Genomic DNA, 22,618 nt, shown 5'->3' on the forward strand with positions numbered 1-22,618 from the left:
TATCCGTGGGTGAGCAGGATCAGCTTTCCTGCTTTGCTGATCGCTTTTTTACTGATCGCTGAGCGGTTGCAGCTGTTCGACCGCTGCGCCGCTGTCGCATAGCGCGATGTTGGCGTTGACGCCCGGGCGCAGGTATTCAACATACCCGGCAAGCTCGTCCCTTTGCACGAGCCGCGCCATCAGTGTCTCCGCCTGGCGGAAATTGTCGCACGCTTCCTCGCGATTGCCCGCCTTGCGATGGATGGAGCCGAAGATTGCCCGGCCATAGGCCAGATCACTGTAGGACCGGGCGTTGCGCCTCGCCTCTGCCTTTCGGGCCCGGCCATCGATGATGCCCTGCATCAGGTCGATTGATTCTGCGAACCTTCCCAGGTTGGAGTAATACTCTGCCTGCGCTTCCCGCAGCCGTTCGTCGAAAGTTGCCAGAGTGTTGTCGTTCTCCTCGATCAACAGCAGCCGCTCGACCGAAGCCCGCGCCTGCTCCAGCAGACGGGTAGCCGTGACATCGTCTTCCAGCGTGGCCGCTGCGGCATAGCCGTAGTACGAGTTCCACGCCCGCCAGTAGAGCGTTTGCGGATCGTTGGGATAATCTTTCTGCAAGGCCGCAAACAGGGCATCGGCCGCCAGGTATTGCTGTACGGCTTCGGCGTAAGCCTCTTCGGTGCCGCGGTTGTGAACCGCAATGGCGCGGTAGTAACTGATCCGCGCCTGGTCGGTGCGGTATTCGTAACCGCCTATGCGTTCCTGCGGCCAGTCGCCCAGGTCGCGTTCCATCAGGTTTGCATAGCGCACGATCATCGGCGTCGCGAGTTCGAGATCGGCCCACTCCAGCGAAGCCATGCGCGCCATCCGCCGCGCTTCGCGCCAGTTCCAGTCGCGCTGCGAAGGCGGCACCTTCTCCAACGCGGCATAGGACCGCGCGATCGCCTCCAGGCTTTCCGGCGGCTTGCTCTCGGCGTGGGCGTAGACCAGCGCCCGATAGGCTTCCAGCAAGGCTATGGCCGTGTGTGCCCGGTTCAGCCCCCGGCCCCCTAGCGGGCGCAGGATTTCCTCCGCCCTGCCCAGGTTTTCGCTCGCCATCTCGGGCTCTCCGATATTGGGAAAGGCAGGCAGTCCCTGGATCCGCGCAAGCCGCAGGAACCCCTCCGCGGTTTCCATCTGCAGATCGGGATCGTCGGAGCGGCTACCTGCAAGTTCCAGCAGGTAGCCCTGCGACTGTCCTGCAAGTTCGACGCGTGCGGCGGTGTTGCCGACGACGCTATCGAGTTGGTCGTACAGGTCGAACAGCTGGAAATGGGCGAGCGCGCGCAGCTCGTCGAAGCGACGTTCTGCCATGATGCGCGAATCCTCGGCCCGGCTGTAGGCCCACGTCGTCACGCCCAGCGCAATCAGCAGTCCGATAAGCGCAGCCGCTGCAACGCCAACCAGGGTCTTTTCGCGCTGCACGAACTTGCGCAGGCGATAGCCGCTGCCTTCCGCGAATGTCGTGACCGGCAGGCCGGCGCGGAAATTGGCGATCTCCTCCACCATCTCGCCCACGCTTTGATACCGGTGCGCAGGATCGTTGGCTGCCGCCTTGTCTGCGATAGCGCGCAATTCGGGATCCCTGGCGGTGCCCATCATCACCTTGAGGATGCGACCAAGCGAATAGATGTCTGTCAGGGTGTTGGAGACTATGCCTTGCGAACGTTCCGGCGCAGCAAAGCCCGGAGTAAGGCTGAGCCCGGACAGCCGCGATGGCGGCGATATCTCGCCTTCTTCCACCTGTGGGCGGGCGATGCCGAAATCGATCAGCTTGGCCTGCCCTTCGTGGGTGACGAGCACGTTCCCCGGTGTCAGATCCCGGTGGATGACCAGGTTCTGATGCGCGAATTCCACCGCTTCGGCGATCTGCACGAACAGATCCAGGCGCTGATCGGCGTCGGGGGATTGCTCGGCCAGCCAGTCGCGCAGGGTGCTGCCGTCGACATATTCCATGACGATGTAAGGTTGCCCGGCGTCGGTCTCCCCGCCGTCGTGAAGGTGCGCGATATTGGGATGGTTCAGCCGGGCCAGTATCTGGCGCTCGCGGCGGAACCGCTCCACCATGGTGTCGAGAAACACGCCAGGCTTGATGACCTTGATCGCCACCCTGTGCTGGAAATCGCGGCTGTTGCGCTGCGCCAGCCAGACAGCCCCCATGCCGCCACGGCCCAGCAACCGGATGATGTCGTAGCCGGGAAGTTCGGGCGGCGGCCCTTCCTCGCTGTTCAGGATCTCTCCCGCGCCGCCAGTGCGAATGGCCTGGACATCCGCCGACAGCAGGTCGAGCGCCAGTTCGCGCACCTCGGCAGAAAGATCGCTGCGCTTTGCAAGATAGTCGTACCGTTCCTCGGATGGCTGATCGAGCGCGTCTTCCAGCGCCTCCATCGCGGCCTTTTCAACCGAAGTCTGGCTGGGCCGTGTCATGCCGGCCTGTCCAGGCGATGCCGCAGCCATGCCCGGGTGGCAGCCCAGCGGCGCTTCACCGTCGGTTCCGACACGCCCAGCACTACGGCGATATCCGCATTGGTCATTCCGCCGAAAAACCGCATCTCCACCAGCTTGGCGCGCTGTTCGTCGATCTCTGCCAGCTCCTCAAGCACCAGTTCCATCGACAACAGGTCGATCGGCATTTCCCAGTTGGCGACATTGGTGGTGAGCGTAATGGAGGTGTGGTGGTGCTTGTCACGGCCACGCTTGCGTGCCTCGTCGATGAGGATTTGCCGCATCAGACGCGAAGCCAGGGCGAGGATGTGGGCACGCCCCTGAAATTCCATGATGTTCAGGCGAAACAACTTGATGATCGCCTCGTTCACCAGGTCACCCGTCGAGAGCGAACAGTGCCGCTCCTGCCGCAAGCGGCTGGCAGCAATGGCCCGCAGCTCACCACCTATGGCGTTGAAAAGTGCATCGCCAGCTTCCCGGTCGCCATCCTGCCAGGCTGACGCGATCTTTGCGTAATCCACGAATTGCCCCCGTGTTGCGAAGACAATGTGCCCGAACAGCGGGGGAGTTGTAAATGCTTGTTTGGTGAAGGAGAAGTATTCGGGATTCCCGTTTTGAAACATAGCGGTCATGGTTTCGCGCCTGTTCGCACACAATTTGAGTTGAACCGCGTCGTTCAATTCGAAGCGGCAGGAACGGGCAACTCTTCCAGCGGCTCCACGCTCGCATCCTGCGGTGGGGTGTCAAAAGTGCTGGTGCCCAGCGGCTCCGCCTCGAAATCATAGCTGAACTGGAACACCCGGTCCCGGCTCTGCTCGTAACTGATGGCCGGATCGTAAAGGACACCGGCATCGAAATCGAGGTCGCGCGCTTCGGCATGTCCCATTGCGGCAAGCAGGGCGAAGCCGGCGACGTAGGCATCTCGCCGCGCCGTGACCAGCGTGACTTCGGCGTTCAGCAGTTCCTGCTCGGCATTGAGCCGGTCGAGCAGCGGCCTGAAGCCTGCGCGTGTCTCTGCCCGCAAGCCTTCCAGAACGCGTCCGTTTGCCTCCACCCCGCGCTCGGCCGCTGCCGTGACGACATTGGCAAAGCGCCAAATGGCATAGGCCGAACGCGCATCGGCAACCAGCATGCGCTCTGCTTCCACGACCTGCTCTGCCGCGACCGCCTGGCGCGCCTGCGCCTGCCGGATCGAGGCCGAGATACGACCACCCTGGAAAATCGGAACGTCAAGACGCACGCCTACGAAAGCGGTGGTTCCCTGATCGCCATTGCGCGGACCGGTGTTGGTCCGAAGCGAGCCGAGGTAGTCGTACTGGTTTATCCCGCCGATGCCGCTGAAGCTGGGTCGCCCCTGCCCGATGGCGGCATCCACGTCGAAGCGCGCGGCCTCCAGTTCGGTTTTCGCTGCCAGCAATTCCGGATTGTTCTCGAACGCCATGGCCACCGCCGCCTCGGGGCCTTGCGGCAGCGACGGCAGCGGCGGAGGCGCCATCAGATCGCCGGGCGGCATGCCCACAAGGCGGGTGAATGCTTCACGCGAAGCGATCAGCTGGGAGCGCGCGTTCGCCACCTGCGCCTCTGCCAGAGCCACACGGGCTTCTGCCTGGGCGACATCGGTCGGGCCCCTGTTACCGGCGCTGCGGCGCTGCTGCGTTTCAGACAGGGTGAATTCCATGACCGAGAGATTGCGCTCGTTCAGCTGCACCACGGCCTCGTCACGCAGCACATCCATGTACGCGCCTACCACTGCGGTGAACAGCTCGCTCTCCGTGCTGCGCAGACCATAGCGGCTGGAGACAACCCGCGATTCCGCCGCCCGCACGCTGTTCCGGACAGCGCCAAAGGTGATGATGGGCACTTCGGCCGAAAGCTGCGCGGTCAACTGGCGGTCGGGGTCCGAGAAAAAGCCACTGGGCGAAGGTTCGCCCTGCAACACGTTCTCGCGGTAAGTCACACTTCCTTCGATCTGCGGCAGACCTGCGGAACGGGCGATCGGCACTCCCTCGTCGGCAACGCGCACGTTTGCACGCTGGGCTGTCAATGTCGGGTTGTTTTCGTAGGCAGAGGCCAGGGCGTCCTGCAATGACTGTGCCCAGGCTGGCGATGGCAGGGCGAGCGCCCCTGCGCAGCATGAAAGAAGAGCAATCGAGCGGTTCATGGCAAGCCTTCCTGACGTTATTGGCGCGGGCGCTTTGTGGCGGGTTCATCGAAGTTGATCGTGCAGCGCAAACCTGCAGGTAGCGCGTAACCGGGATTGGCCAGTTCCAGCCGCATGCCGAAGGTGCCGCTGGCAGCGTCGTAGACCCTGTCGATGACCGATACGCGGGCAATGTATTCGCCGCCCACAGGGTCTTCAGGATAGACCGTCACCTCGTCGCCCACGGCGAAACCGCCTAGTTGAGCAATCGGCGCGAACACCTCCACATTCAGCGGATCGACCTGGGCGACCGTGACGATGTGCGAGGCATCCGGTCCGCGATATTCGCCGGGGGACATCGCCCTCTCGGTCACTATCCCCGCTATCGGGCTGCGCACCGTTTTCTCCGCCAGGATGCGCTGTGTCTGCACATATTCCAGCCGGGCCACACGCTGGTCTTCGGCAGCGGCTTGCCGTTCCTCGGCGGCTGCCTGCGCATTGGCGCGCGCCTCTTCGACGGCATCGGCAGCAAGATATTCGCTGATTTCCTCACTCCGGCGCCGCACTGAATCGAGGTAGGCAGCCCGGCTTGCGGCGGCGCGAACGCCGTGAACATTGCTCGCCCGCGCCTGTGCAGCGGCCGAGCCTGCACGGTCCACATCGGCCCGCAGTTGCGCGATCACCTGCCCCCGCCCCACGACATCGCCGCGCTCGACGAAGATCGACTGAATTACGCCCTCCACGCCGCTGTTTACACGCACGACCTGACTTGGCTCGATCAGACAGTCGGTGGGCCGAGCGGCGTCGAGACCGGGCGGTGCGATATCGGACGGACCGCTGTTGGCCAGGGAAGCATCGATCGTCGTCGCATCGGCGAGGATGCTGTCGCCCGTCTCGCTGGCTCTTGCGTCATCGGGGGACCCGTTTCCACCAATCGACACGCCGACAATTGCAACCAGTGCCAGCGCCCCGCCACCGAGTGCCAAATTCCTCGTCCGTTTCTCCACCGCCAATCCCCCGGATCCAAGCCCCGCTGGTTATGGCCGGAACAGTCCGGGCACATCGAAGGGCGATCATGAACTTTGGCGAGACGTGAGGGGAAAGCGGATCAACTTTATCGCAGGCCCATGCCCGGACGAGGCGGCACTGCCGATTTGTACGACAGACACGACGAGAGTTCTTCGTCTTGAACACGGGAGAGCGGGATGGCGTGGCGGTCGCACAGATCTATCCCGCCGGCCGCAATGATGAACCGCCGCGCCGCCTCGTGGGCTTCGAACGGATGGAACGTACTTCAGGCGAAACCGGGCAGCGCAAACAGGCTGGCAACAATCGCCTGCTTCGCGGGTCAGATCACCCCCGAAGCCGAAGGTCTGAAAGCGGCCATGCGATCAGTCGCCGCGCCACTGGATGTCCACGATCAAACGGTATAGGCCAAACGCCAAATAACCGCGACAATTTGCGAAAAGGACATGTGAAATGCAGGATGTCTATATTCTTTCCGGTGCCCGGACGGCGATTGGTTCGTTTGGCGGTGCACTTGCGAAGTTTCGTCCGGCAGAGACTGCTGCAATGGTCATGCGCGAAGCGATTGCCCGGGCCGGTATCGACGCCGCACAGGTCCAGCAAGTGGCGGTCGGCACGGTAATCCCCACCCAGCCCTCCGACGCCTATGTCAGCCGGGTTGCCTCGGTGAACGCCGGGATCCCGATCGAATCCGCCGCGATGAATGTAAACCGCCTTTGCGGCTCCGGCTTGCAGGCCATCGTCTCGGTTGCGCAGGCGATGCGACTGGGCGAGTGCGACTATGCTATCGGCGCGGGTGCGGAAAGCATGTCGAACGCCCCGCACATGACCGGCGCCGCGCGCTTCGGCACCAAGATGGGAAGTATCGAACTGGCCGACGCCATGCTGGGCGCTTTGCACGATCCGTTCGAGAACATTCACATGGGCGTGACCGCAGAGAATGTTGCCCAGCAACTCTCGATCACGCGCGAGCAGCAGGATGACCTGGCGGTGGAGAGCCACAAACGTGCCGCCAACGCTATCGCCAAGGGCTATTTCAAGGATCAGATCGTCGGGGTCGAGATCAAGTCCCGCAAGGGCACGAGCGTGTTCGATACCGACGAGCATGTTCGCGCCGATGCTTCGATAGAGGGGATGGCCAGCCTGCGGCCCGTGTTCAAGAAAGATGGAACCGTCACCGCGGGCAACGCCAGCGGCATCAACGATGGTGCCGGGGCGGTCGTATTGGCAAGCGGCGATGTCGTGCAAGCCGCCGGCCTGCAACCGATGGCCAAGATACTGGGCTGGGGCCATGCGGGTGTTGAACCGGGCATGATGGGCCTGGGACCGGTGAAGGCCGTCCCTGTCGCGCTGCAAAGGGCCGGCCTGACGCTGGATCAGATCGATGTGATAGAAAGCAACGAAGCCTTCGCCGCGCAGGCCTGCGGTGTGGCCAGCCAGCTTGGCTTCGATCCAGCGAAAACCAATCCCAACGGATCGGGCATATCGCTGGGGCACCCCATCGGTGCAACGGGTGCGATCCTGACAATCAAGGCCATGTACGAACTCGATCGAATTGACGGCCGCTTCGCCCTGATCACCATGTGTATCGGCGGCGGACAAGGCATTGCCATGGTGATCGAGAACTGCGCTTAGGGCGACGGCAGCTTCGGGCATGACCGCCATCTTCGATCCACTGCCGCAGAAGCGCGGGCCGGCGTGGAGCAATCAAAACGGACGTCTGCGCGATGTCCAAGGAAGTATTCTCGGTCTTGGTCGGCCTCTTTATCTGAACTGCGCGAGTCTCGCGGACGGAAAAACACTTAGGCAAATAATACATGCACTTACCGGCTAAAACCTACCGCGCCACGACCCTTTGTCTGATCCTTCCGAACGGCTCGTCTCGAGTTGCACTAAGCGCTCGCATCTCGATTTCATCGCCAAAACTCATAAACATGGTGCTCGCGTTTTCACGCTCGATCATCTCGATTGCCCGACGTTCCGAGATACAGCTCGAACCTACCTCTGCGTAGGCCGCATTGGACACCGTTCCCGACCCGATTATGGTGCCCGCTACAAGATCTCTGGTTCGAGCCGCGTGCGCGACAAGTTCGTGGAAACCGAAAGCCATTTCGCGCCCGTTTGCCTTGCCGAATTGCTCTCCATTCCATCTGATATTCAAGTCGAGACAGACACGTCCGTCGCGCCAATCCTCTCCAAGTTCGTCAGGCGTCACGGCGAACGGCGCTGCTGAGCACGCAGGTTTGGCCTGAACCCACCCGAAGCCTGTTTTCATTTCGATGGGCGCGATTGCGCGCAAAGACCAATCGTTGATTTGCACGATCAGACGAATGTGCCTGAGCGCGTCCGTGGCGCTAGTCCCCATCGGCACGGCATCCACGATAACGCCGAACTCACCTTCGAAGTCGATACCATCTTCTTCCGAGATGAACGAAATGTCGTCGGTAGGGCCGTAAAACCTGTCTGACATTCCCTGGTACATCAGGGGCCGATCGGTCTCGATTGGATCGAGGCCGAAAGCGATCTGCATGAGCTTTCCGTGCGTATCGAAAGCTGATCCATCAAGCCATTGCCAGCTGCGCGGCATGGGCGCGCAGAACTTGTCTGGTGCCGCGCCCTCCCCCGCTTCCAGCCGCACAAGGGCTGATTGAACCGCAGCCAGCCCCCCGTCCCAGTCCTCCATCAGAGCGATCAGGGTGGGAGCGGGCGCGCCGATTTCCAGCACGCGCTCTCCATCACCTGAAACCACCGCCAGGGCCCCGTCGGGCGTGCCGTTGTCCAGTGTCGCCAGCCTCAAGTGCCCAGGCCTTCCGCAAATTCACCGTCGATAAGGACGAAGCAGATGCGGCAGTTCTTGTCGCTGCGATTGGCCCAGCCGTGGTTGGTGCCGCGCTGGACGATGATGTCACCGGCACGCACGGTCGTCTCCCCTTCGTCCATGATCAAGACCAGTTCGCCTTCGAGCACGATGCCGTAATCGATGGTTTCGGTCCGGTGCATCAATGCGTGCCTGGCCCCGGTCTTTGCCGCGTTCGACGCGTGACCGGCACCGATCTCCGCGAAATGCGCCGCAGCTTCGTCCGGCGTCATGTTGCGAATGCCTTCGCCTTCGGGCGGGATGTCGAGGACACGGATGCGCGTTCCATTCTCTGGCGGGGCGAGGACGATGCCCTCTTCCTCTGGTTCGCCGCTGGCAGCGTCGATGGGAGCGGGCGTGGCGCGCGTGTTCCAGACCTCGTGGAACATCGGCCCGATGGCGCCGCCAACTTGTTGAACACGCGGAACAGCACCATCCTCCTGGATAATCGCCTGACCGCTAGCGTCGTGGCCCGTCACCACCCGCCTTACTGGTTTATTTGCCATTTGTTTTATCCATATCCCGGTCGATCAGTCGCGTTTGCGCCTGGTCCCCCTTTTACTGATAGTTGAAATCGACGACATTGGCCGCACCCGGCTTCCTATGAATCGCTCTCATGCGACATCCCGCCAGTTGTAAGATAACGGCACCTCGCGGAAGGCAAAGCGGTCGATATGGCGCTCAAGGGCATCCTTCAGGCCATCTCGCTGGCCATCTTCGCTGGCTTCTATGCGGATCAGCAGTTCTTCGCCCTGTGGGTCCAGCGTAACGAGAGCATCGCCTTTCCAGTTCGCACCGCGCGCATCATGGGGGAACGTAACAAGGCGCGCCTCGCCATCCTCTTGCACATCGAGGTTATGCGTCCAGTGTTTGCCCAGTTGGGCGGCATACTTGGCAGCCTTGGTCGTCGCCACCCTTGCTTCGGCAACAGAACTCATGCCGTGCTCCCACCCAGTGTTTCCGCGAACCAGTCGGAAAGTAGGTCTCGTCCGTATGCCATATTGTCGGCCCCCACGTGCTCCACCCCGCCCTCGCGGGAAGTGAAGATGACTTTTTCCCGGCGTGGAGAATTGACGAGCTGCTCGTAAAGATCGTCTGCATAGGACGGGCTGATCTGACGGTCGTTCGCGCCATGGGTGACGAGAAACGGGACCTTGATCCGGTCCATGTGACCGTTGAGATTCATGCCGGACGACTTTTCCAGGAAATCGTCCTGCCCGTCCGCGCCAAAGGCCCAGTGTACGTGCGCCCAATAATGCGGCACGGGATTCTCGCCCTCGCGCTGCATGCGCTTGTCCTGCACTTCGCGCCAGTTGTGGTTCGCCCCCCACACTGCGCCGCTGGCGAAGCGGGGTTCATAGGCGACGGCGCGCGGGGCGAAGTGCCCGCCCAGTGAAATACCGGTCATGCCGATGCGTTCGGGATCGACATCTGTCCGTTCTTCCAGCCAGTCGACGCCTTTCGATGCCCAGCTTTCGCTATGCGGATCCACGGGAAGGGCTTGCAAACGCAGCGCCTCTCCCGACCCCGGCTGGTCGACGCACAGGGTGGATATGCCGCGACGGGCCAGTTCCTCCGGAAGCCGCGTCCAGTAGAGCAGTTCCTTGCAGCTATCGAGTCCGTTGCAGAACACCACCGCGGGCCTGGGGCCATCGCCCGGTGCCCTCGTCCACAGCGCGGGCATGGTACCGCTGGCGAGCGGGATCTCCACACGCTCGCGGTTGATGTGGCCAAGCTTCGTCGAACGGTCGAAGGCTTCGCGCGCCTTGGCATAGGTCTCTTGCCTGCCCGGGTGTCCGTGCCCCTGCATACGCTCGGCAGTGAACAGGTACAGCGATGCGCGTTCCAGCTTGTTGGAGGCTGAGAAGGTCCGGCCTTTTCTCTCGTCCTCAGCTGCCAAATCGAGGAGCTTTTCGCCCATTTTCGCCCATTCGCGCATGAACGCGGGCGTGCCGGCATCGGCACCCTCGTCTGCCGCCTTCAGTATCGGCTGGCACATATCGACAATCTCGCCGATCTGCCCGCCGCTTTCCATCGCGATCGCTACCGACAGGTTCCAGATGTAATTCGGAAAAGGGGAATACAGCGCCAAGGATCAAACCTCCGCCGGTGTGAACAGGCAGGGGTCGGGCTCGGGCTTGGGCATCGTGTTCGGCCCGCCTACGCCAGTGCCCCACTGATCCATGGTCTGCGGACCCGGTTCGTGAACCTTGTCCTCGTGGCTGTCGAAATCCACCTCTTCAAGTTCGGAGGTGTATTCGACCGCGAAACCACCGGGCGTGGTGAAATAGCTGAAGGTGTTGTTGCCCGCCGTGTGGCGCCCGGGCCCCCAGCGGATGTCGGTGCCGCGCTTCTTTAGGCGGCTGGCCCCGCGCATCATGTCATCCACACTCAACATGTCGTAGGCGACGTGGTTCAGGCACGGCGGGCCCGGCAGCAGCGCCAGGCGGTGATGCGCGCTGTTGCAGCGCAGGAAGCACATGAAATCGCCCAGCCAGTCGCTGACGCGGAAGCCCAGCACGTCCGTGAAGAATTTCACCATCGCGTGGTGATCGGGCGAATGCAGAACGATGTGGCTGATCTTCACGGGCATACCCTCCCAGCGTTCCATCGCCCGCTTGTCGAGCCTTTCGACGTTGGCGCTAATTTCGAACGGCAACCCATCGGGAGAAAAGAAGCGGAAGCCGTAACCACCGCCCGGCGCATCGAGGTCACGTGCCTCATGGATAATCTTGCATCCCGCCTCGGCGACCTTTTTCTGTAATGCATCCACGTCCTCGCGGCTATCGGCGGCGAGGGCGATCACTTCCACGCAATTGCTGTCGCGCTTGTGCAGGCGCACCACGTGATGCTCGTCATGGCCGTGCGTCTTGAACCAGACGGTATCGTCAGTCGCCCCGACCTCCACCAGGCCCCAATCGTCGGCGTAGAAAGTGCGCTCCGCTTCGAAGTCGCTCGTACCGTAACCGACAAAGCGGATTTCCGTGACTCTCGGTTCCATCTCAACTCCTTCAAATTGGCTGTGAAACAACGGCGAACATCTCTGCCGTCGCTTGTTGATTGTCGATCGCAGGCCCTTCGCCAATCTGCCCGCGACAGATGGCAAGACTGCTCTCGACGATGTACTTGCAGCGCGCAAAACGGCGGGCATGCCACGCGCGCAGGGCGCTCTCGATGTCACCATGCCGGCTCAGTTCCTCTGCCAGCACCAAACTGTCCTCAATCGCCATGCCGGCCCCCTGGCCCAAGTGCGGCGTTGTTGCGTGTACGGCGTCGCCCAACAGAACCACCCGGCCCTTGTGCCAGTCGCCGTCGACCAGCATGACCTCCAGCGGTCGATAGACCACCGCGTCATCATCGATAATTCCATTCGCAAGTTCGCGAAGCTGGGGGGCGGCATTGTTCAGCCTGCCGCGCATCCGGCCTGCAATCCCCGCTCGCGCCTCGTGTGCATCGGGCGCTGCAGGCGTGGTTACGAAGATATACATTTGCTCAGCACTCATCGGCACCAAGCCGACCCCGACGGGCCCGTTGTACACCTGCAGCGCGTCGAGACCGGAAGGGCGCGGCAGGTTGTAGCGCCATACCGCCTGGCCAGTCGGCTGCGGACTGGCGACCTCGGGAAACAGCATCGTGCGCGTTTGCGAATAGATGCCATCGGCGCCGATGACGAGATCGAAGCGCCCCGTATCGCCATCGGACAAAACAGCATCCACGCCCGCACCGTCGTCGACCAGTTTCTGGACCGTCAGGCCCAGACGGACCTGCGCGCCGCGCCCGATTGCATGATCCGCAAGAACCTTCTGCAACTGCGGTCGCCCGATGCCCACATTGGCCGGCTTTCCTTCGACCAGCCGAGGCGTTGGAACCCGTGCGGCCTTCGTTCCGTCTGGCAGGAAAATCTCCACCGCATCAAAGCCACTGGCCGCATCGAGGAAGGAATCGAGGACGCCCAACTGGTCCATCGCGCGGATGACATTGGCTTGCTGTATGATGCCGACACCGTAGACCGACCAGTCAGGATCGCGTTCCACGATCGTGACCCGGTGACCAGCGCGGCATAGCGCTATGGCAGCGGAAAGTCCGCCGATGCCGCCGCCGATTACAAGGGTTTCAAGTTGTTCCAATGACCTCTCGGATGAAGCATCCATGTGCCCCATGCTATTATTAGAATTTATCTTCTAATTTATCCTGCCCGCCCGGTCAACGCCCGGAATTGCGATTCTGGCCAAAGAGATCCGAGGGCAGGCGCGTAACGCTCAGCAAGGCCAGGGCCAGCGCGGCAGCGATCGCGAAACCCGCCGGTCCGAGTCCCGCAAGCCTGGCCACTGCTTCCTCGCCTGGGGCCGAAAAATAGACCGCTCCGATAATGGCAATGCCGAGGGCTCCGCCGATTTGCTGCGCCGTGCGCAAGGTGGCGCTTGCCGTGCCGGCGTTTACGCGGTCGACCTCCGCCACCACGATAGGCCCCAACGGTCCGGACATTGCGCCCATGCCAACCCCTGCCAGGGCAAGGCAGGAGAGCAGTATCAAGCCGCCGCCATTGCCATCCATGATCGCTCTTGTCGCCAGGAAGGTTCCGGCAATCATCGCTGCTCCGCCAGCAAGCGGCAGCGCCTTCCCGATGCGGGGGAGCAATTTGGGCACCAGCAGCCCGATACCCAGCATCACCCCCCCGCTGAACGGTATGTGCACCAGCGCAGTTTCCAATGGAGACAGGCCAAGACCCTGCTGCAAGGATACCGAAAGTATCAGCAGGAAGCCTATGGACGCGCTGGAAAAACAGAAGGCCGACAGCACGCCCCAGCGAAAGGTGCCGATGCCGAACAACGCAGGTTCGATAATAGCTGGCCTTCCCTCGGACCGACGAGCACCTGCCCGAAACCAGCCGAAAACGACGACAGTGATCGAAAGGGCCAGCAGGAGGATCAACCCGGCGGACCACGAAGTTTCAGCGCCGGTAATCAGCGCAAAAAGCAGCCCTCCGAAACCGGCTGCGAAAATCAGCGCGCCTGCCGGATCGATGCGCAAATCGGCACCGGGCTCCCGCTGTGGAAGAACGAACCAACCAACAAGGATAGCGCATAGGCCGATCGGAAGGTTGACCAAGAAGACAAGCCGCCAACCAAGGCCGAAAAGGTCCCACTCAATCAGGATACCGCCGATGATCGGTCCCATGATCGCGGCAAGGCCCACGATCACGCCGAAATAGGCGAGCTTCGTGACCCGCTCCAGCGGGGTGTAGAGGATCTGGACGATGGCCATGGTCTGCGGCGCCATCACCGCGCCGGCGGCGCCCTGCACCATACGCGCGGCGACAAGCTGACCGGGGGATTGTGCCAGACCGCAGAACACCGAAGCAGCCACAAATCCCGCGGTGCCGACGAGGAATACCCGCGAATGACCGAACGCATCGCCTAGCCTTCCTCCCAGCAGGAGAAGCGATCCAAGCGACAGCAGATAACCCGCGACGATCCATTGCATGGCCGCAGGAGACGCAAGCAGCCCGTCCCTGATAGCGGGAAGCGCGGTATTGACGATTGTCGAATCGGCGACCTCCAGAACCAAGGCGGTCAGCACAGTCAGGAATGCCGTCGTCTTGCGGCGTTCGGACATATCGTCCGCGACTGCGCGGCGCGCACTGCCAACCTCGATTTTCGACATATGCCCCTCCGCCGGAGGACCTTTAACGACCTTACCAGCAAAAATTAAAATGATGCTTCTATTATGAGCCGAAAGTGCTAAGCGTCAATCTCCATCATCGCGGACCCGCGAAAGTCAGGGCCGTTCGATGAGCCGACAGGTTTAGGGAGAGAACATTTGGTTTCGAGCAATGCACAAGGCCGCCAACCCGGGATCCCCCAGGGAATAACAGTCATTCTGGCAGGCTTCCTCCCGATCCTGGCTATCGTCTCGATGTTCCCGGCGGTGGGTGCAATGATCGGTCACTTCGCGCCGACCGATCCTTCCGCCGCGACGAAAGTTCCGTCGATGGTAACGGCCCCGGGGCTGGCTATCGCGGTGACTGCTCTGTTCATGGGCTTGCTGGTCGACAAGTTCGGACGTCGCAAGCTGCTGCTGATATCGACTTTCTCCTATGGCATCATCGGGGTCATTCCGTTTTTCTTGGAAGACCTGGACTGGATCTATGCCTCTCGCCTGATGCTCGGCTTCAGTGAGGCAGCAATCCTGACGACGGTAAACACCCTGATTGCCGACTACTGGGCAGAGGAAGGCCGGCGCCGCTGGCTGACCCTGCAGGGAATGGTCGGTCCGGCCCTATCATCCATCATGATATTCTTCGCAGGCACGCTGACTGCCTGGCGCTGGAACGGCATCTTTCTCCTCTACCTGCTGGCCATCCCTATCGCGATCGCGATGTGGCGCTACATGTACGAGCCCGAGAGCGATGCAACCGTGCGGCGCAATCTGGGTATGGACGAAGACGCCGATGCTTCGGCCTTCCCGTGGCAAACCGTCATCAGTATCGCGGTGCTAACCCTTTTCAGTTCCGCGATCTACTATGTCTTCATCGTCAACGGCTCCGTCGTGTGGGAGGAACTTGGCATCGACGATCCGGAAAGCATCGGTCAGATCACCGCCCTCCCCAGCCTCTTCATTCTGGCGGGCGCAGGCCTGTTCTGGCTGCTGGGGCGGAAAGGATGCAGCTTCCGCGTTCAGGTCGCCACCTTCCTTTCTCTGCTGGGCGCTGGACTGGCGGTGATGGGTCTCACCACGAACTGGCAGGGCATGATCGCCGGGATGGCGCTGCAGCAAACTGGGGCTGGCATGGCAATTCCGACGCTGATTGCCTGGGCTCAGAGCCGCCTGCCCTTCGCCCATCGCGGTCGCGGTATGGGCGTGTGGACAGCTACCTTCTTCTTCGGTCAGTTCTCTTCACCGCTTGTCGTCAGTGCGCTGCGAGGGCAGCTCGGCTCGATGCAGGCCGCTTTCCTGGCGATGGGCCTGATCGGGCTGGCCGGTGCAGTGGTGTTCTTCCTGGCGCTCGGCCGGAAGCGCGAGACTTCGGAGGAGCATCTAGTGGAAGCCGTGGCGGAAAAAGGCCAGGTGCCCTAGGCTTCGCCCCCATGGAAAACGCATAAAGAAGGGCGCCTGGGTAGAACCCGGCGCCCTTATTTTTTCATTGGCGGCAGATGTCAGATTGCGCCCGAACGAAGCAAGTCTACCGCCCGGTCCGCCGCACGTGCGGTCAGCGCCATGTAAGTAAGCGAGGGGTTCTGGCAGGCAGAAGAGCTCATCTGCGCGCCATCGGTGACGAACAGGTTGGGGATGTCGTGCGCCTGGCTCCAGCGGTTGAGCACACTGGTCGCCGGATCCCAGCCCATGCGCGCGCCGCCCATTTCGTGAATGGCGCTGCCACCCGGTCCGGGCCTGTCGAAGCCCATGATGACCCTGCCCCCTGCATGGGTGAGCATTTCGGCGGCATCGGCCTTGGCCTGCGCCAGCGCCGCGTGCTCCTCCTTGCCGAAAGCGAAGTCGATGTTCAATTGCGGGATGCCCAGCGGATCGGATTGCGCCCGGTCCAGCGTCAAGCGGTTGCGCGCACGAGGCACGCAGTCGGCAAAGGCAACCAGCACGACCCGCCACGGACCCGGCGGCTGTAGCGACGCCTTGTAATCTGTGCCAACGCCAGCTTCTCGCTTGCCGCGCGTCCAGCCCGATTGCAGTGCGCCGCCCTGATAGGAGTATCCGCGCGTGTGGCCTACCCCGTCCATCTCGTCCATGTTGCGATAGCGTGCAATTACCACACCGGTCGGTCGGTTGCCGTAGGACGTCACGTCCTCGAAGCCGGGCATCAGCGCGATAGCCGAGAGGGTGGATGGATGGTCCATGATGTGTGTGCCCAGCACCCCGCTGGTATTCGCCAGGCCGTTAGGCATGGCTTCGGTGGCGGAGTTGAGCATCAGGTGTACGGAATTGAAGCTGCCGGCGTTCAGGAAAATCAGCCGGGCGGTCGCCTGTGCGCGTGTTCCGTTCTTACGGTCGATCCAGCGGACACCTGTCACGCGGCCCGTAGCCGCGTCGTAATCGACCTTTTCGACCACTGCATCGGTAATCAGGGTGAGATTGCCGGTCGCTTCGGCTGCGGGAAGCGTGCTCGATTGCGTTGAGAAATAGGCACCGTAGGAGCAGCCCCTCGCGCAGATCGAACGCGCCTGGCACTGGCCCCGCCCTCTGTGCGGCTGCGTCAAGTTCGCGGTCCGGCCAACGGTAAGAACCCGCTCGGGCCAGTTGCCAAGAATGCGCTCGCGCGTCGCCTGCTCGACCGCGTTCAACGGCCATGCGGGCAGGAACTGGCCGTCCGGCAACTGGTCCAGCCCTTCCGCCGCCCCGGCAACACCGATGAAATCCTCCACCTTGTCATACCAAGGGGCGATGTCCTCGTAGCGGATCGGCCAGTCCGTGCCATGCCCGTCGCGCTTGTTCGCTTCGAAATCGTAATCCGACCAGCGATAGCTCTGCCGGCCCCAGGTCAGCGAACGCCCGCCCAGGTTGTAACTGCGGAACCAGTTGAAATCCGTGCCCGCCTTTGTGGCGTAGGGGTTTTCGGCATCGTTGACGAAATGGCCCTGGGTATATTCCGTGAAATGCCGGTTGAGCATCTGGACCGGATACTCGCGCTCATACAGCTCCGCATTGCCCACCCCGCGGAAGGGCATGTCCCACGGCTTTTTCATTTCGGTCTCGTATCCCGTCTGGTGCGGGATATCGCGGCCCCTTTCCAGCATGAGAACCTTCAGCCCTGCCTCGGTCAGTTCCTTTGCGGCCCAGCCGCCGGAAATGCCGGAGCCCACGACGATGGCGTCGAATTGCATATCTGCTGCCATGTCAGCCAAACTCCACCCCGGTCCAGTCACTGGACCATGCCCGGCTGCCGGGCTCCAGCGGGACGACCGGATCGTAGCGGCCGGGGACAAGTTCGAACCTCAGTTCTTCCGAACCGCCTACGCGCGAGGTGTAATAACCGGTGAGGATCAATGCCTTCAGCTTGCGCCACGGGTGGGCGTCGCCGCCCTCGGCGAAAGCCTCGCTATCGAGCTTGGCGAGGGTTCTCGTGCGTGCGTCAGTATCCTGCCGGATAAAATCGCCGTTAGCACTACGATCGAGTGTCGCTTCGAGCCAGTTGACGTAGCGCAGGCTGCCGTCGGGTCGTTGATATTCCGGAAAGGTCCAAGGCATCTCGGCAGAGCCAACCGGCTCCCGCGTGCCCTCGAGACCGTGAGCGAGTGCCACGATAACGAAATCCCCCACGCCCACGTCGCCGGCACCCGGCGTGTCGGTAGCAGGCAGAACGGCCTGACTGACCAGTCTCATCATCAGGCGCTGGCGTTCCGTGGGCGCATCGCGCTCGTCCAGGTCGGACAGTGTGACACCTGCCACAGGGATTCCCACAGCCAGCGCGAACAGGGCTGCCCCCGCCAGGAAATCGCGGCGTTGCCAGCCGGTGGACTGTTCAGGGGTTTCAGGCAATTCCCATGATCCGCTTGTTAAGTTCGCGGTCCGCACCGCCCGCGGCGAAATCGTCGAACGCGTGCTCGGTCACACGAATGATATGGTCTCGGATGAAAGGCGCGCCTTCCGCGGCGCCCTGCTCGGGGTGCTTAAGCGCGCATTCCCATTCCAGCACGGCCCAGCCGTCGAATTCATTGGCGGCCATCTTGGAAAAGATGCCTCCGAAATCGACCTGCCCGTCGCCGAGTGAACGGAAACGTCCGGCACGGTCCACCCAACTCTGATATCCACCGTAAACGCCCTGTCGGCCCGTGGGATTGAACTCCGCATCCTTTACGTGGAAGCAGCGAATTCGCTCGTGGTAGATGTCGATAAAGTCGAGGTAGTCGAGCTGCTGCAACACGAAATGGCTAGGATCGTAGAGTATGTTCGCGCGGGGGTGGTTTCCGACCCGTTCGAGGAACATCTCGAATGTCACCCCGTCGTGAAGGTCCTCGCCCGGATGAATTTCGTACGCCGCATCGACGCCGCATTCGTCGAAGTGATCGAGGATCGGCTTCCATCGCCCCGCCAGTTCCTCGAAAGCGTCCTCGATCAATCCGGCGGGTCGCTGCGGCCACGGATAGACGTACGGCCATGCCAGTGCCCCTGAGAAAGTTGCGTGCCGATCAAGACCAAGCCTGCGGCTAGCGGTGGCGGCGTGTCTCACCTGCGCCACGGCCCACTCCTGCCGCGCCTGCGGATTACCGCGGACGTGCTGCGCCGCGAAGCCGTCGAAGGCGGCATCGTACGCGGGATGGACGGCCACCAGCTGCCCCTGCAAATGGGTCGACAGTTCGGTAATCGACAAGCCATGGCTTTCGACGACGCCCTTCACCTCGTCGCAGTAATCCTGGCTTTCCGCGGCCTTTTCCAAGTCGAAGAGACGCGCGTCCCAGCTGGGTATCTGGATGCCCTTGTAACCAAGGCCGGACACCCATTCGCAAATCGCATCCAGCGAATTGAACGGTGCCTTGTCCCCGGCAAACTGGGCGAGAAAAATAGCCGGTCCCTTTAGGGTTCTCATGCGGAAATCCTTTCTTGGCGGGGCAACTGCGTCCATCCGGCCTGTTCTGCATTCGCGCTGACGCTGGTGTCGATGAAAAGCATGGAGCGCATACCCTCATCCAGTCCCGGAAGCATCGGCGCATCCTGCCCGCGCAAAAGGGCGGCAAAGTCGCGATAGAGGTTGGCGAACGCTTCGAGATAGCCTTCCGGATGTCCGCCCGGTGTCCGGGTGACGGATGTTGCTGCCGGCCCCAGCGATGAATCGCCTGCGCGCAGAAGCTCGGTCTTCCCGTCGATCTTGTGCCAGGTTACCGTGTTCGGCGTTTCCTGGTGCCAGACCATCCCGCCGCTCTCGCCATAGACGCGGATCCGCAAACCGTTGAGTTCGCCAACTTCGATCTGGCTTGCCAGCAGAACACCGCGCATCCCGTTCTCGAACCGCAAAAGCACCGTGCAATCGTCGTCCAGCTTTCGGCCCGGAACGACCGCGGCAAGATCCGGAAAAACCTGCGAAACACGCTGCCCGGTAACGAATTCGGCCAGATTGAATGCATGGACGCCGATATCGCCAATGCAGCCCCCGGCTCCCGCCCGAGCGGGATCGACGCGCCATTCCGCCTGCTTGCCCTCGGCCTCTCCCGCCAGCCAACCTTGCGGGTATTCCACCACGACCTTGCGAAGACCGCCCAACGCGCCCGCCGCAATCCGCTCCCGCATTTCGCGCACGAGGGGATAGCCGGTGTAGGTGAATGTGAGGGCATAGGGCCGGCCAGCTTGTCCCACTGTCGCGGCAAGCTCCTTGGCCTCTGCCAGCGTAGCCGTCATCGGCTTGTCGCTGATTACCGGATACCCCGCTTCGAGAGCTGCGCGAACCGACGGCAGGTGATTGTGGTTGGGAGTTACAACGCAGACGAAATCCATACCGTCGTCGCGCTGACGCTCGGCTGAAAACATGGTCGCCAAATCGGGATAACCGCGTTCCGGATCGATCGCGTAATCCACTGCGGCCTGTCGGCTACGCCCGGAATCGGAAGAGAATACACCGGCTACCAGCTCAATCTCGCGATCGAGTTCTGCTGCGATGCGATGGATCGGGCCTATGAATGCGCCGGGGCCACCGCCAATCATGCCCATGCGAAGGCGTACCAAAATTTCTCTCCACTTATTTTATAATTATCGTTCTAATACGCGCTCAGGGACTTGGCAAGACACCCCAGGCCTAGAGACCATCGGGTAATGCTTGCGGATCGACCTGTACTGCCAGCCCGGCGTCTTCGGCAGTTCGGGCAACTCGCACCTTGCAGTGGCCCGTTGGAAGCTGCCATCCAGCCTTGCTCCAGCAGGCGAAGCGGCGCGCAGGCAATCGAACGGTTACGCGTTCCGCTGCGCCAGTCGCCAGCGTGACCTTCGCAAAGCCCAGCAGCGCGGTTTCCTGACCGTCGCGGTAGACCTGTACGATCTCACTGCCTGTCCGCGTCCCTGTGTTCTCGATGCGAACCGATACGCCATCGTTCTCGGCCCGAGCATCGTCCCAGGAAAAGCTGGTGTAACCCGCTCCTGCGCCGAGCGTATGTCGCGCCGATTTGCCCGCTGCCAGGATTCCGCGGTAACCAACCTGTATACCTTCGGAGTAAGCGAGCTTTCCTTCAGCCCCCGGTTTCAAGGCAAAAGCCGGATAGTCCGCCTCGCTTTGCGCGATGGAAACCGGCATTCGTCCGCCGGGCTCCCTGTCTCCAGCAAGCACCGCGGCAATCGCATTGGCGAACCCTTCGCCGGGATACCATGCGGCGATGTGCGCCGCGGCCCGGTCTTCCCAGGATGCATCGTAGGCGTGACCGATATTGGCAATCACCACCGTTCGGGCATTGGCGGCGCACACCCGGTCGATCAGAGTCGCCTGCTCTGCGGCGATCTGCGTATCGGGCCGGTCCTTGCTTTCCACGGAACTGTCCGAGGTTTCGCCGACGAAGAGGAACACGGCATCGGCTTTTGCGGCGACGTCTTCGGCGGCGCGCAGCAATTCGCTTGCGCTGCCCGGCTCGCGGATGCCGTACCATAGCCCGTGCACGCGCGCAGCCTCGAAGGGAAATTCGACAACCACTTCGACCTGCTGGCCGTGTGACAGGACCAGCGGGGCAAACTCGCTGTCGCCGGATTTCAGCACGCCCATCGTATCGCCGGCCGGTATCGCTGTCGTAGCGACAACCTCCTTGCCATCGACCAGCATCCGCGCCTTGCCTGTCGCGCCCAGATGGAAACTGTGCTCGCCATCCTTCTGCGCGCGATAGATGCCGGTTGCACGGATCGAGCCGCCGGTAGCGAAGTCCGCCTGGTCGTGCATCCCGGTAAACCAGACGAGCGAATTGGTATCGCGCGTCTCGCGCGTCATGGGCTCGCCCGAAAAGTCGTCCGAGGCGAAATATTCGAGCGTCATCCCGGCACTTGCGCCATCGCCTATGTCGCGCGCGGGCTCAACCGTCATGAACGGGAGACGCGGCGCTGGGTCCACGCCGGGTGCGAAAAGGACTTCGCAGTGCTCACCGTAACGCGCGCGGACTGTTTCTTCGGGTGTTGGCAAATCCGGGCGAACGGAAATCTTGGCGAAGGTGCCACCCTGAAAACACGGCGCCGCAGCGTTTGGACCGATGATTGCGACCGATTGGACCGTGGACGGATCGAGAGGGAGGATCCCGCCGTCATTTTTCAGAAGGACGAAGCCCGCAGCTGCTGCCTCGACGAGCAGTTCACGAGCTGCTGCATCGTCATAGAAAGAAGTTTTTGCGCCGGTTGCGCGCTTGGCCAGCCCCGCCACCCGCCTTGCGGCATCGTCGACGCGCGCCTGCAGAACCTCGCCTGCCGCAACGGCTTCGGCTGCCTTGGGGCCAAGGAACCTGAATGGGCCAGGCATTTCCAGATCGAGCCCGGCGTTCAGGGTCGGCGCGGTGGAATGGGTGCCGAACCAGTCCGACATGATAGCGCCGCGATAGTCCCAATCGCCCTTCACCACCTCTGTCAGCACGTGATGCTGCTCTGCGCAGTAATCGCCGTTTACCCGGTTGTAGGCCGCCAGCATACCCGCGCAGCCGGCATCGGCGGCGAATTCGAAAGGCAGAAGATAGATTTCGCGCAAGGTCCGCTCGTCGACCTGCACGTCCACGCTGTCGCGATCGGTCTCACTGTCGTTGCAGACCAGATGCTTGGCGACGGAAGCCGTACCGGTCGATTGCAGGCCCTTGATCCAGCACGCGCCAAGAACGCCCACCAGGACCGGGTCTTCGGAGAAATATTCGAACGCCCGCCCTGCCAGCGGACTGCGCGCGAGATTGATGTTGGGCGCGAGCACGGCATCCACATTACGCTCGACGGCTTCCTGGCCGACCAGTGCACCGATGCGCCGAACGAGGTCGCAATCCCAGCTCGCCCCCAGCGCGGTTGCGCAGGGGCTGAGCCGGGCGATGTCGCGTTCGTCGACCTTGCCGCTGGCGATACCCATCGGCCCGTCGCTCATGGTGAACGACGGGATTCCAGCGTAAGGTACGGCAACGCTCGACCACATCGCCGCGCCCGCGGTGAGCGCGGCGGCGTCTTCGTTCTTCAATTTGTCCATC

General features: G+C 62.3%; 19 protein-coding genes. 3 read left to right on the top strand and 16 right to left on the bottom strand.

Annotated elements, in window-relative coordinates; genetic code table 11:
* Window positions 1–48: 48 nt before the first annotated feature.
* From D2V07_RS05165 to D2V07_RS05180, 4 genes are all read right to left on the bottom strand, one after another.
* Complete coding sequence (locus D2V07_RS05165; RefSeq protein ID WP_158586770.1) at window positions 49–2,448, bottom strand: serine/threonine-protein kinase; 2,400 nt, start codon at window positions 2,446–2,448, stop codon at window positions 49–51.
* Entirely contained in the window at window positions 2,445–2,987 is a 543-nt protein-coding gene (locus D2V07_RS05170) for an ECF-type sigma factor (protein ID WP_158586771.1), read from the bottom strand. The genes D2V07_RS05165 and D2V07_RS05170 overlap by 4 nt, the downstream gene beginning before the upstream one ends.
* A 155-nt stretch (window positions 2,988–3,142) precedes the next feature.
* Window positions 3,143–4,627: a TolC family outer membrane protein gene (locus D2V07_RS05175; RefSeq protein ID WP_119585439.1), complete on the bottom strand. Its 1,485-nt coding sequence runs from the start codon at window positions 4,625–4,627 to the stop codon at window positions 3,143–3,145.
* A gap of 17 nt (window positions 4,628–4,644) precedes the next feature.
* Window positions 4,645–5,592 carry an efflux RND transporter periplasmic adaptor subunit gene (locus D2V07_RS05180; RefSeq protein WP_119585441.1) on the bottom strand — a complete coding sequence of 316 codons (948 nt, stop codon included), beginning with the start codon at window positions 5,590–5,592 and terminating at the stop codon, window positions 4,645–4,647.
* A 493-nt stretch (window positions 5,593–6,085) separates the two neighbouring features.
* Between D2V07_RS05180 and D2V07_RS05190 the strand changes: the two genes are divergently transcribed.
* Window positions 6,086–7,267, top strand: coding sequence for an acetyl-CoA C-acyltransferase family protein (locus D2V07_RS05190; RefSeq protein ID WP_119585445.1), 1,182 nt, complete (start codon window positions 6,086–6,088; stop codon window positions 7,265–7,267).
* Between the two features lie 19 nt (window positions 7,268–7,286).
* Window positions 7,287–7,466, top strand: coding sequence for a hypothetical protein (locus tag D2V07_RS18370; protein WP_147366909.1), 180 nt, complete (start codon window positions 7,287–7,289; stop codon window positions 7,464–7,466).
* Window positions 7,467–7,469: 3 nt separating this feature from the next.
* Here D2V07_RS18370 and D2V07_RS05195 read toward each other — a convergent pair whose 3' ends face one another.
* The 7 genes from D2V07_RS05195 to D2V07_RS05225 form a co-directional block, all read right to left on the bottom strand.
* Window positions 7,470–8,429 (bottom strand): fumarylacetoacetate hydrolase family protein, encoded by a 960-nt coding sequence (locus tag D2V07_RS05195; protein ID WP_119585447.1) that lies wholly within the window; start codon window positions 8,427–8,429, stop codon window positions 7,470–7,472.
* The gene (locus tag D2V07_RS05200; protein ID WP_119585449.1) at window positions 8,426–8,995 is read right to left on the bottom strand and encodes a cupin domain-containing protein; all 570 of its coding nucleotides are present in this window, start codon (window positions 8,993–8,995) and stop codon (window positions 8,426–8,428) included. The genes D2V07_RS05195 and D2V07_RS05200 overlap by 4 nt, the downstream gene beginning before the upstream one ends.
* A gap of 108 nt (window positions 8,996–9,103) precedes the next feature.
* Window positions 9,104–9,427, bottom strand: coding sequence for a DUF2218 domain-containing protein (locus D2V07_RS05205; protein ID WP_119585451.1), 324 nt, complete (start codon window positions 9,425–9,427; stop codon window positions 9,104–9,106).
* Entirely contained in the window at window positions 9,424–10,581 is a 1,158-nt protein-coding gene (locus tag D2V07_RS05210) for an alpha/beta hydrolase family protein (protein WP_119585453.1), read from the bottom strand. The genes D2V07_RS05205 and D2V07_RS05210 overlap by 4 nt, the downstream gene beginning before the upstream one ends.
* A 3-nt stretch (window positions 10,582–10,584) precedes the next feature.
* A complete protein-coding gene (locus D2V07_RS05215; RefSeq protein WP_119585454.1) occupies window positions 10,585–11,490 on the bottom strand; it encodes a VOC family protein in 906 nt (301 codons plus the stop codon).
* Between the two features lie 10 nt (window positions 11,491–11,500).
* The gene (locus D2V07_RS05220; protein ID WP_119586072.1) at window positions 11,501–12,616 is read right to left on the bottom strand and encodes an FAD-dependent oxidoreductase; all 1,116 of its coding nucleotides are present in this window, start codon (window positions 12,614–12,616) and stop codon (window positions 11,501–11,503) included.
* A gap of 76 nt (window positions 12,617–12,692) precedes the next feature.
* Entirely contained in the window at window positions 12,693–14,153 is a 1,461-nt protein-coding gene (locus D2V07_RS05225; RefSeq protein ID WP_119585456.1) for an MFS transporter, read from the bottom strand.
* A 156-nt stretch (window positions 14,154–14,309) separates the two neighbouring features.
* Between D2V07_RS05225 and D2V07_RS05230 the strand changes: the two genes are divergently transcribed.
* Window positions 14,310–15,566 carry an MFS transporter gene (locus D2V07_RS05230; protein ID WP_267899739.1) on the top strand — a complete coding sequence of 419 codons (1,257 nt, stop codon included), beginning with the start codon at window positions 14,310–14,312 and terminating at the stop codon, window positions 15,564–15,566.
* 80 nt (window positions 15,567–15,646) lie between these two features.
* Here D2V07_RS05230 and D2V07_RS05235 read toward each other — a convergent pair whose 3' ends face one another.
* The 5 genes from D2V07_RS05235 to D2V07_RS05255 all read right to left on the bottom strand — a co-directional run bounded on the left by D2V07_RS05235 (window position 15,647) and on the right by D2V07_RS05255 (window position 22,617).
* On the bottom strand, window positions 15,647–17,338 hold the full coding sequence (locus tag D2V07_RS05235) for a GMC oxidoreductase (protein WP_407641579.1): 1,692 nt from the start codon (window positions 17,336–17,338) through the stop codon (window positions 15,647–15,649).
* 1 nt (window position 17,339) lies between these two features.
* The gene (locus tag D2V07_RS05240) at window positions 17,340–17,981 is read right to left on the bottom strand and encodes a gluconate 2-dehydrogenase subunit 3 family protein (RefSeq protein WP_119585460.1); all 642 of its coding nucleotides are present in this window, start codon (window positions 17,979–17,981) and stop codon (window positions 17,340–17,342) included.
* Window positions 17,974–19,029 carry a sugar phosphate isomerase/epimerase family protein gene (locus D2V07_RS05245; protein WP_119585462.1) on the bottom strand — a complete coding sequence of 352 codons (1,056 nt, stop codon included), beginning with the start codon at window positions 19,027–19,029 and terminating at the stop codon, window positions 17,974–17,976. The genes D2V07_RS05240 and D2V07_RS05245 overlap by 8 nt, the downstream gene beginning before the upstream one ends.
* On the bottom strand, window positions 19,026–20,144 hold the full coding sequence (locus D2V07_RS05250) for a Gfo/Idh/MocA family protein (RefSeq protein ID WP_119585464.1): 1,119 nt from the start codon (window positions 20,142–20,144) through the stop codon (window positions 19,026–19,028). The genes D2V07_RS05245 and D2V07_RS05250 overlap by 4 nt, the downstream gene beginning before the upstream one ends.
* Window positions 20,145–20,229: 85 nt before the next feature.
* Window positions 20,230–22,617 (bottom strand): beta-glucosidase, encoded by a 2,388-nt coding sequence (locus D2V07_RS05255; protein WP_119585466.1) that lies wholly within the window; start codon window positions 22,615–22,617, stop codon window positions 20,230–20,232.
* Window position 22,618 lies beyond the last annotated feature (1 nt).

The sequence above is a fragment of the Aurantiacibacter zhengii genome (assembly GCF_003584125.1).
In the GTDB taxonomy this organism is placed as follows: domain Bacteria; phylum Pseudomonadota; class Alphaproteobacteria; order Sphingomonadales; family Sphingomonadaceae; genus Alteraurantiacibacter; species Alteraurantiacibacter zhengii.

What these genes read in the sequence shown, in the direction of transcription:
- D2V07_RS05175 (WP_119585439.1), bottom strand. Translation starts at nt 4,627, where the DNA reads ATGAACCGCTCGATTGCTCTTCTTTCATGCTGCGCAGGGGCGCTCGCC.
- D2V07_RS05250 (WP_119585464.1), bottom strand. Translation starts at nt 20,144, where the DNA reads ATGGGCATGATTGGCGGTGGCCCCGGCGCATTCATAGGCCCGATCCAT.
- D2V07_RS05165 (WP_158586770.1), bottom strand. Translation starts at nt 2,448, where the DNA reads ATGACACGGCCCAGCCAGACTTCGGTTGAAAAGGCCGCGATGGAGGCG.
- D2V07_RS18370 (WP_147366909.1), top strand. Translation starts at nt 7,287, where the DNA reads ATGACCGCCATCTTCGATCCACTGCCGCAGAAGCGCGGGCCGGCGTGG.
- D2V07_RS05200 (WP_119585449.1), bottom strand. Translation starts at nt 8,995, where the DNA reads ATGGCAAATAAACCAGTAAGGCGGGTGGTGACGGGCCACGACGCTAGC.
- D2V07_RS05235 (WP_407641579.1), bottom strand. Translation starts at nt 17,338, where the DNA reads ATGGCAGCAGATATGCAATTCGACGCCATCGTCGTGGGCTCCGGCATT.
- D2V07_RS05225 (WP_119585456.1), bottom strand. Translation starts at nt 14,153, where the DNA reads ATGTCGAAAATCGAGGTTGGCAGTGCGCGCCGCGCAGTCGCGGACGAT.
- D2V07_RS05205 (WP_119585451.1), bottom strand. Translation starts at nt 9,427, where the DNA reads ATGAGTTCTGTTGCCGAAGCAAGGGTGGCGACGACCAAGGCTGCCAAG.
- D2V07_RS05255 (WP_119585466.1), bottom strand. Translation starts at nt 22,617, where the DNA reads ATGGACAAATTGAAGAACGAAGACGCCGCCGCGCTCACCGCGGGCGCG.
- D2V07_RS05245 (WP_119585462.1), bottom strand. Translation starts at nt 19,029, where the DNA reads ATGAGAACCCTAAAGGGACCGGCTATTTTTCTCGCCCAGTTTGCCGGG.
- D2V07_RS05190 (WP_119585445.1), top strand. Translation starts at nt 6,086, where the DNA reads ATGCAGGATGTCTATATTCTTTCCGGTGCCCGGACGGCGATTGGTTCG.
- D2V07_RS05215 (WP_119585454.1), bottom strand. Translation starts at nt 11,490, where the DNA reads ATGGAACCGAGAGTCACGGAAATCCGCTTTGTCGGTTACGGTACGAGC.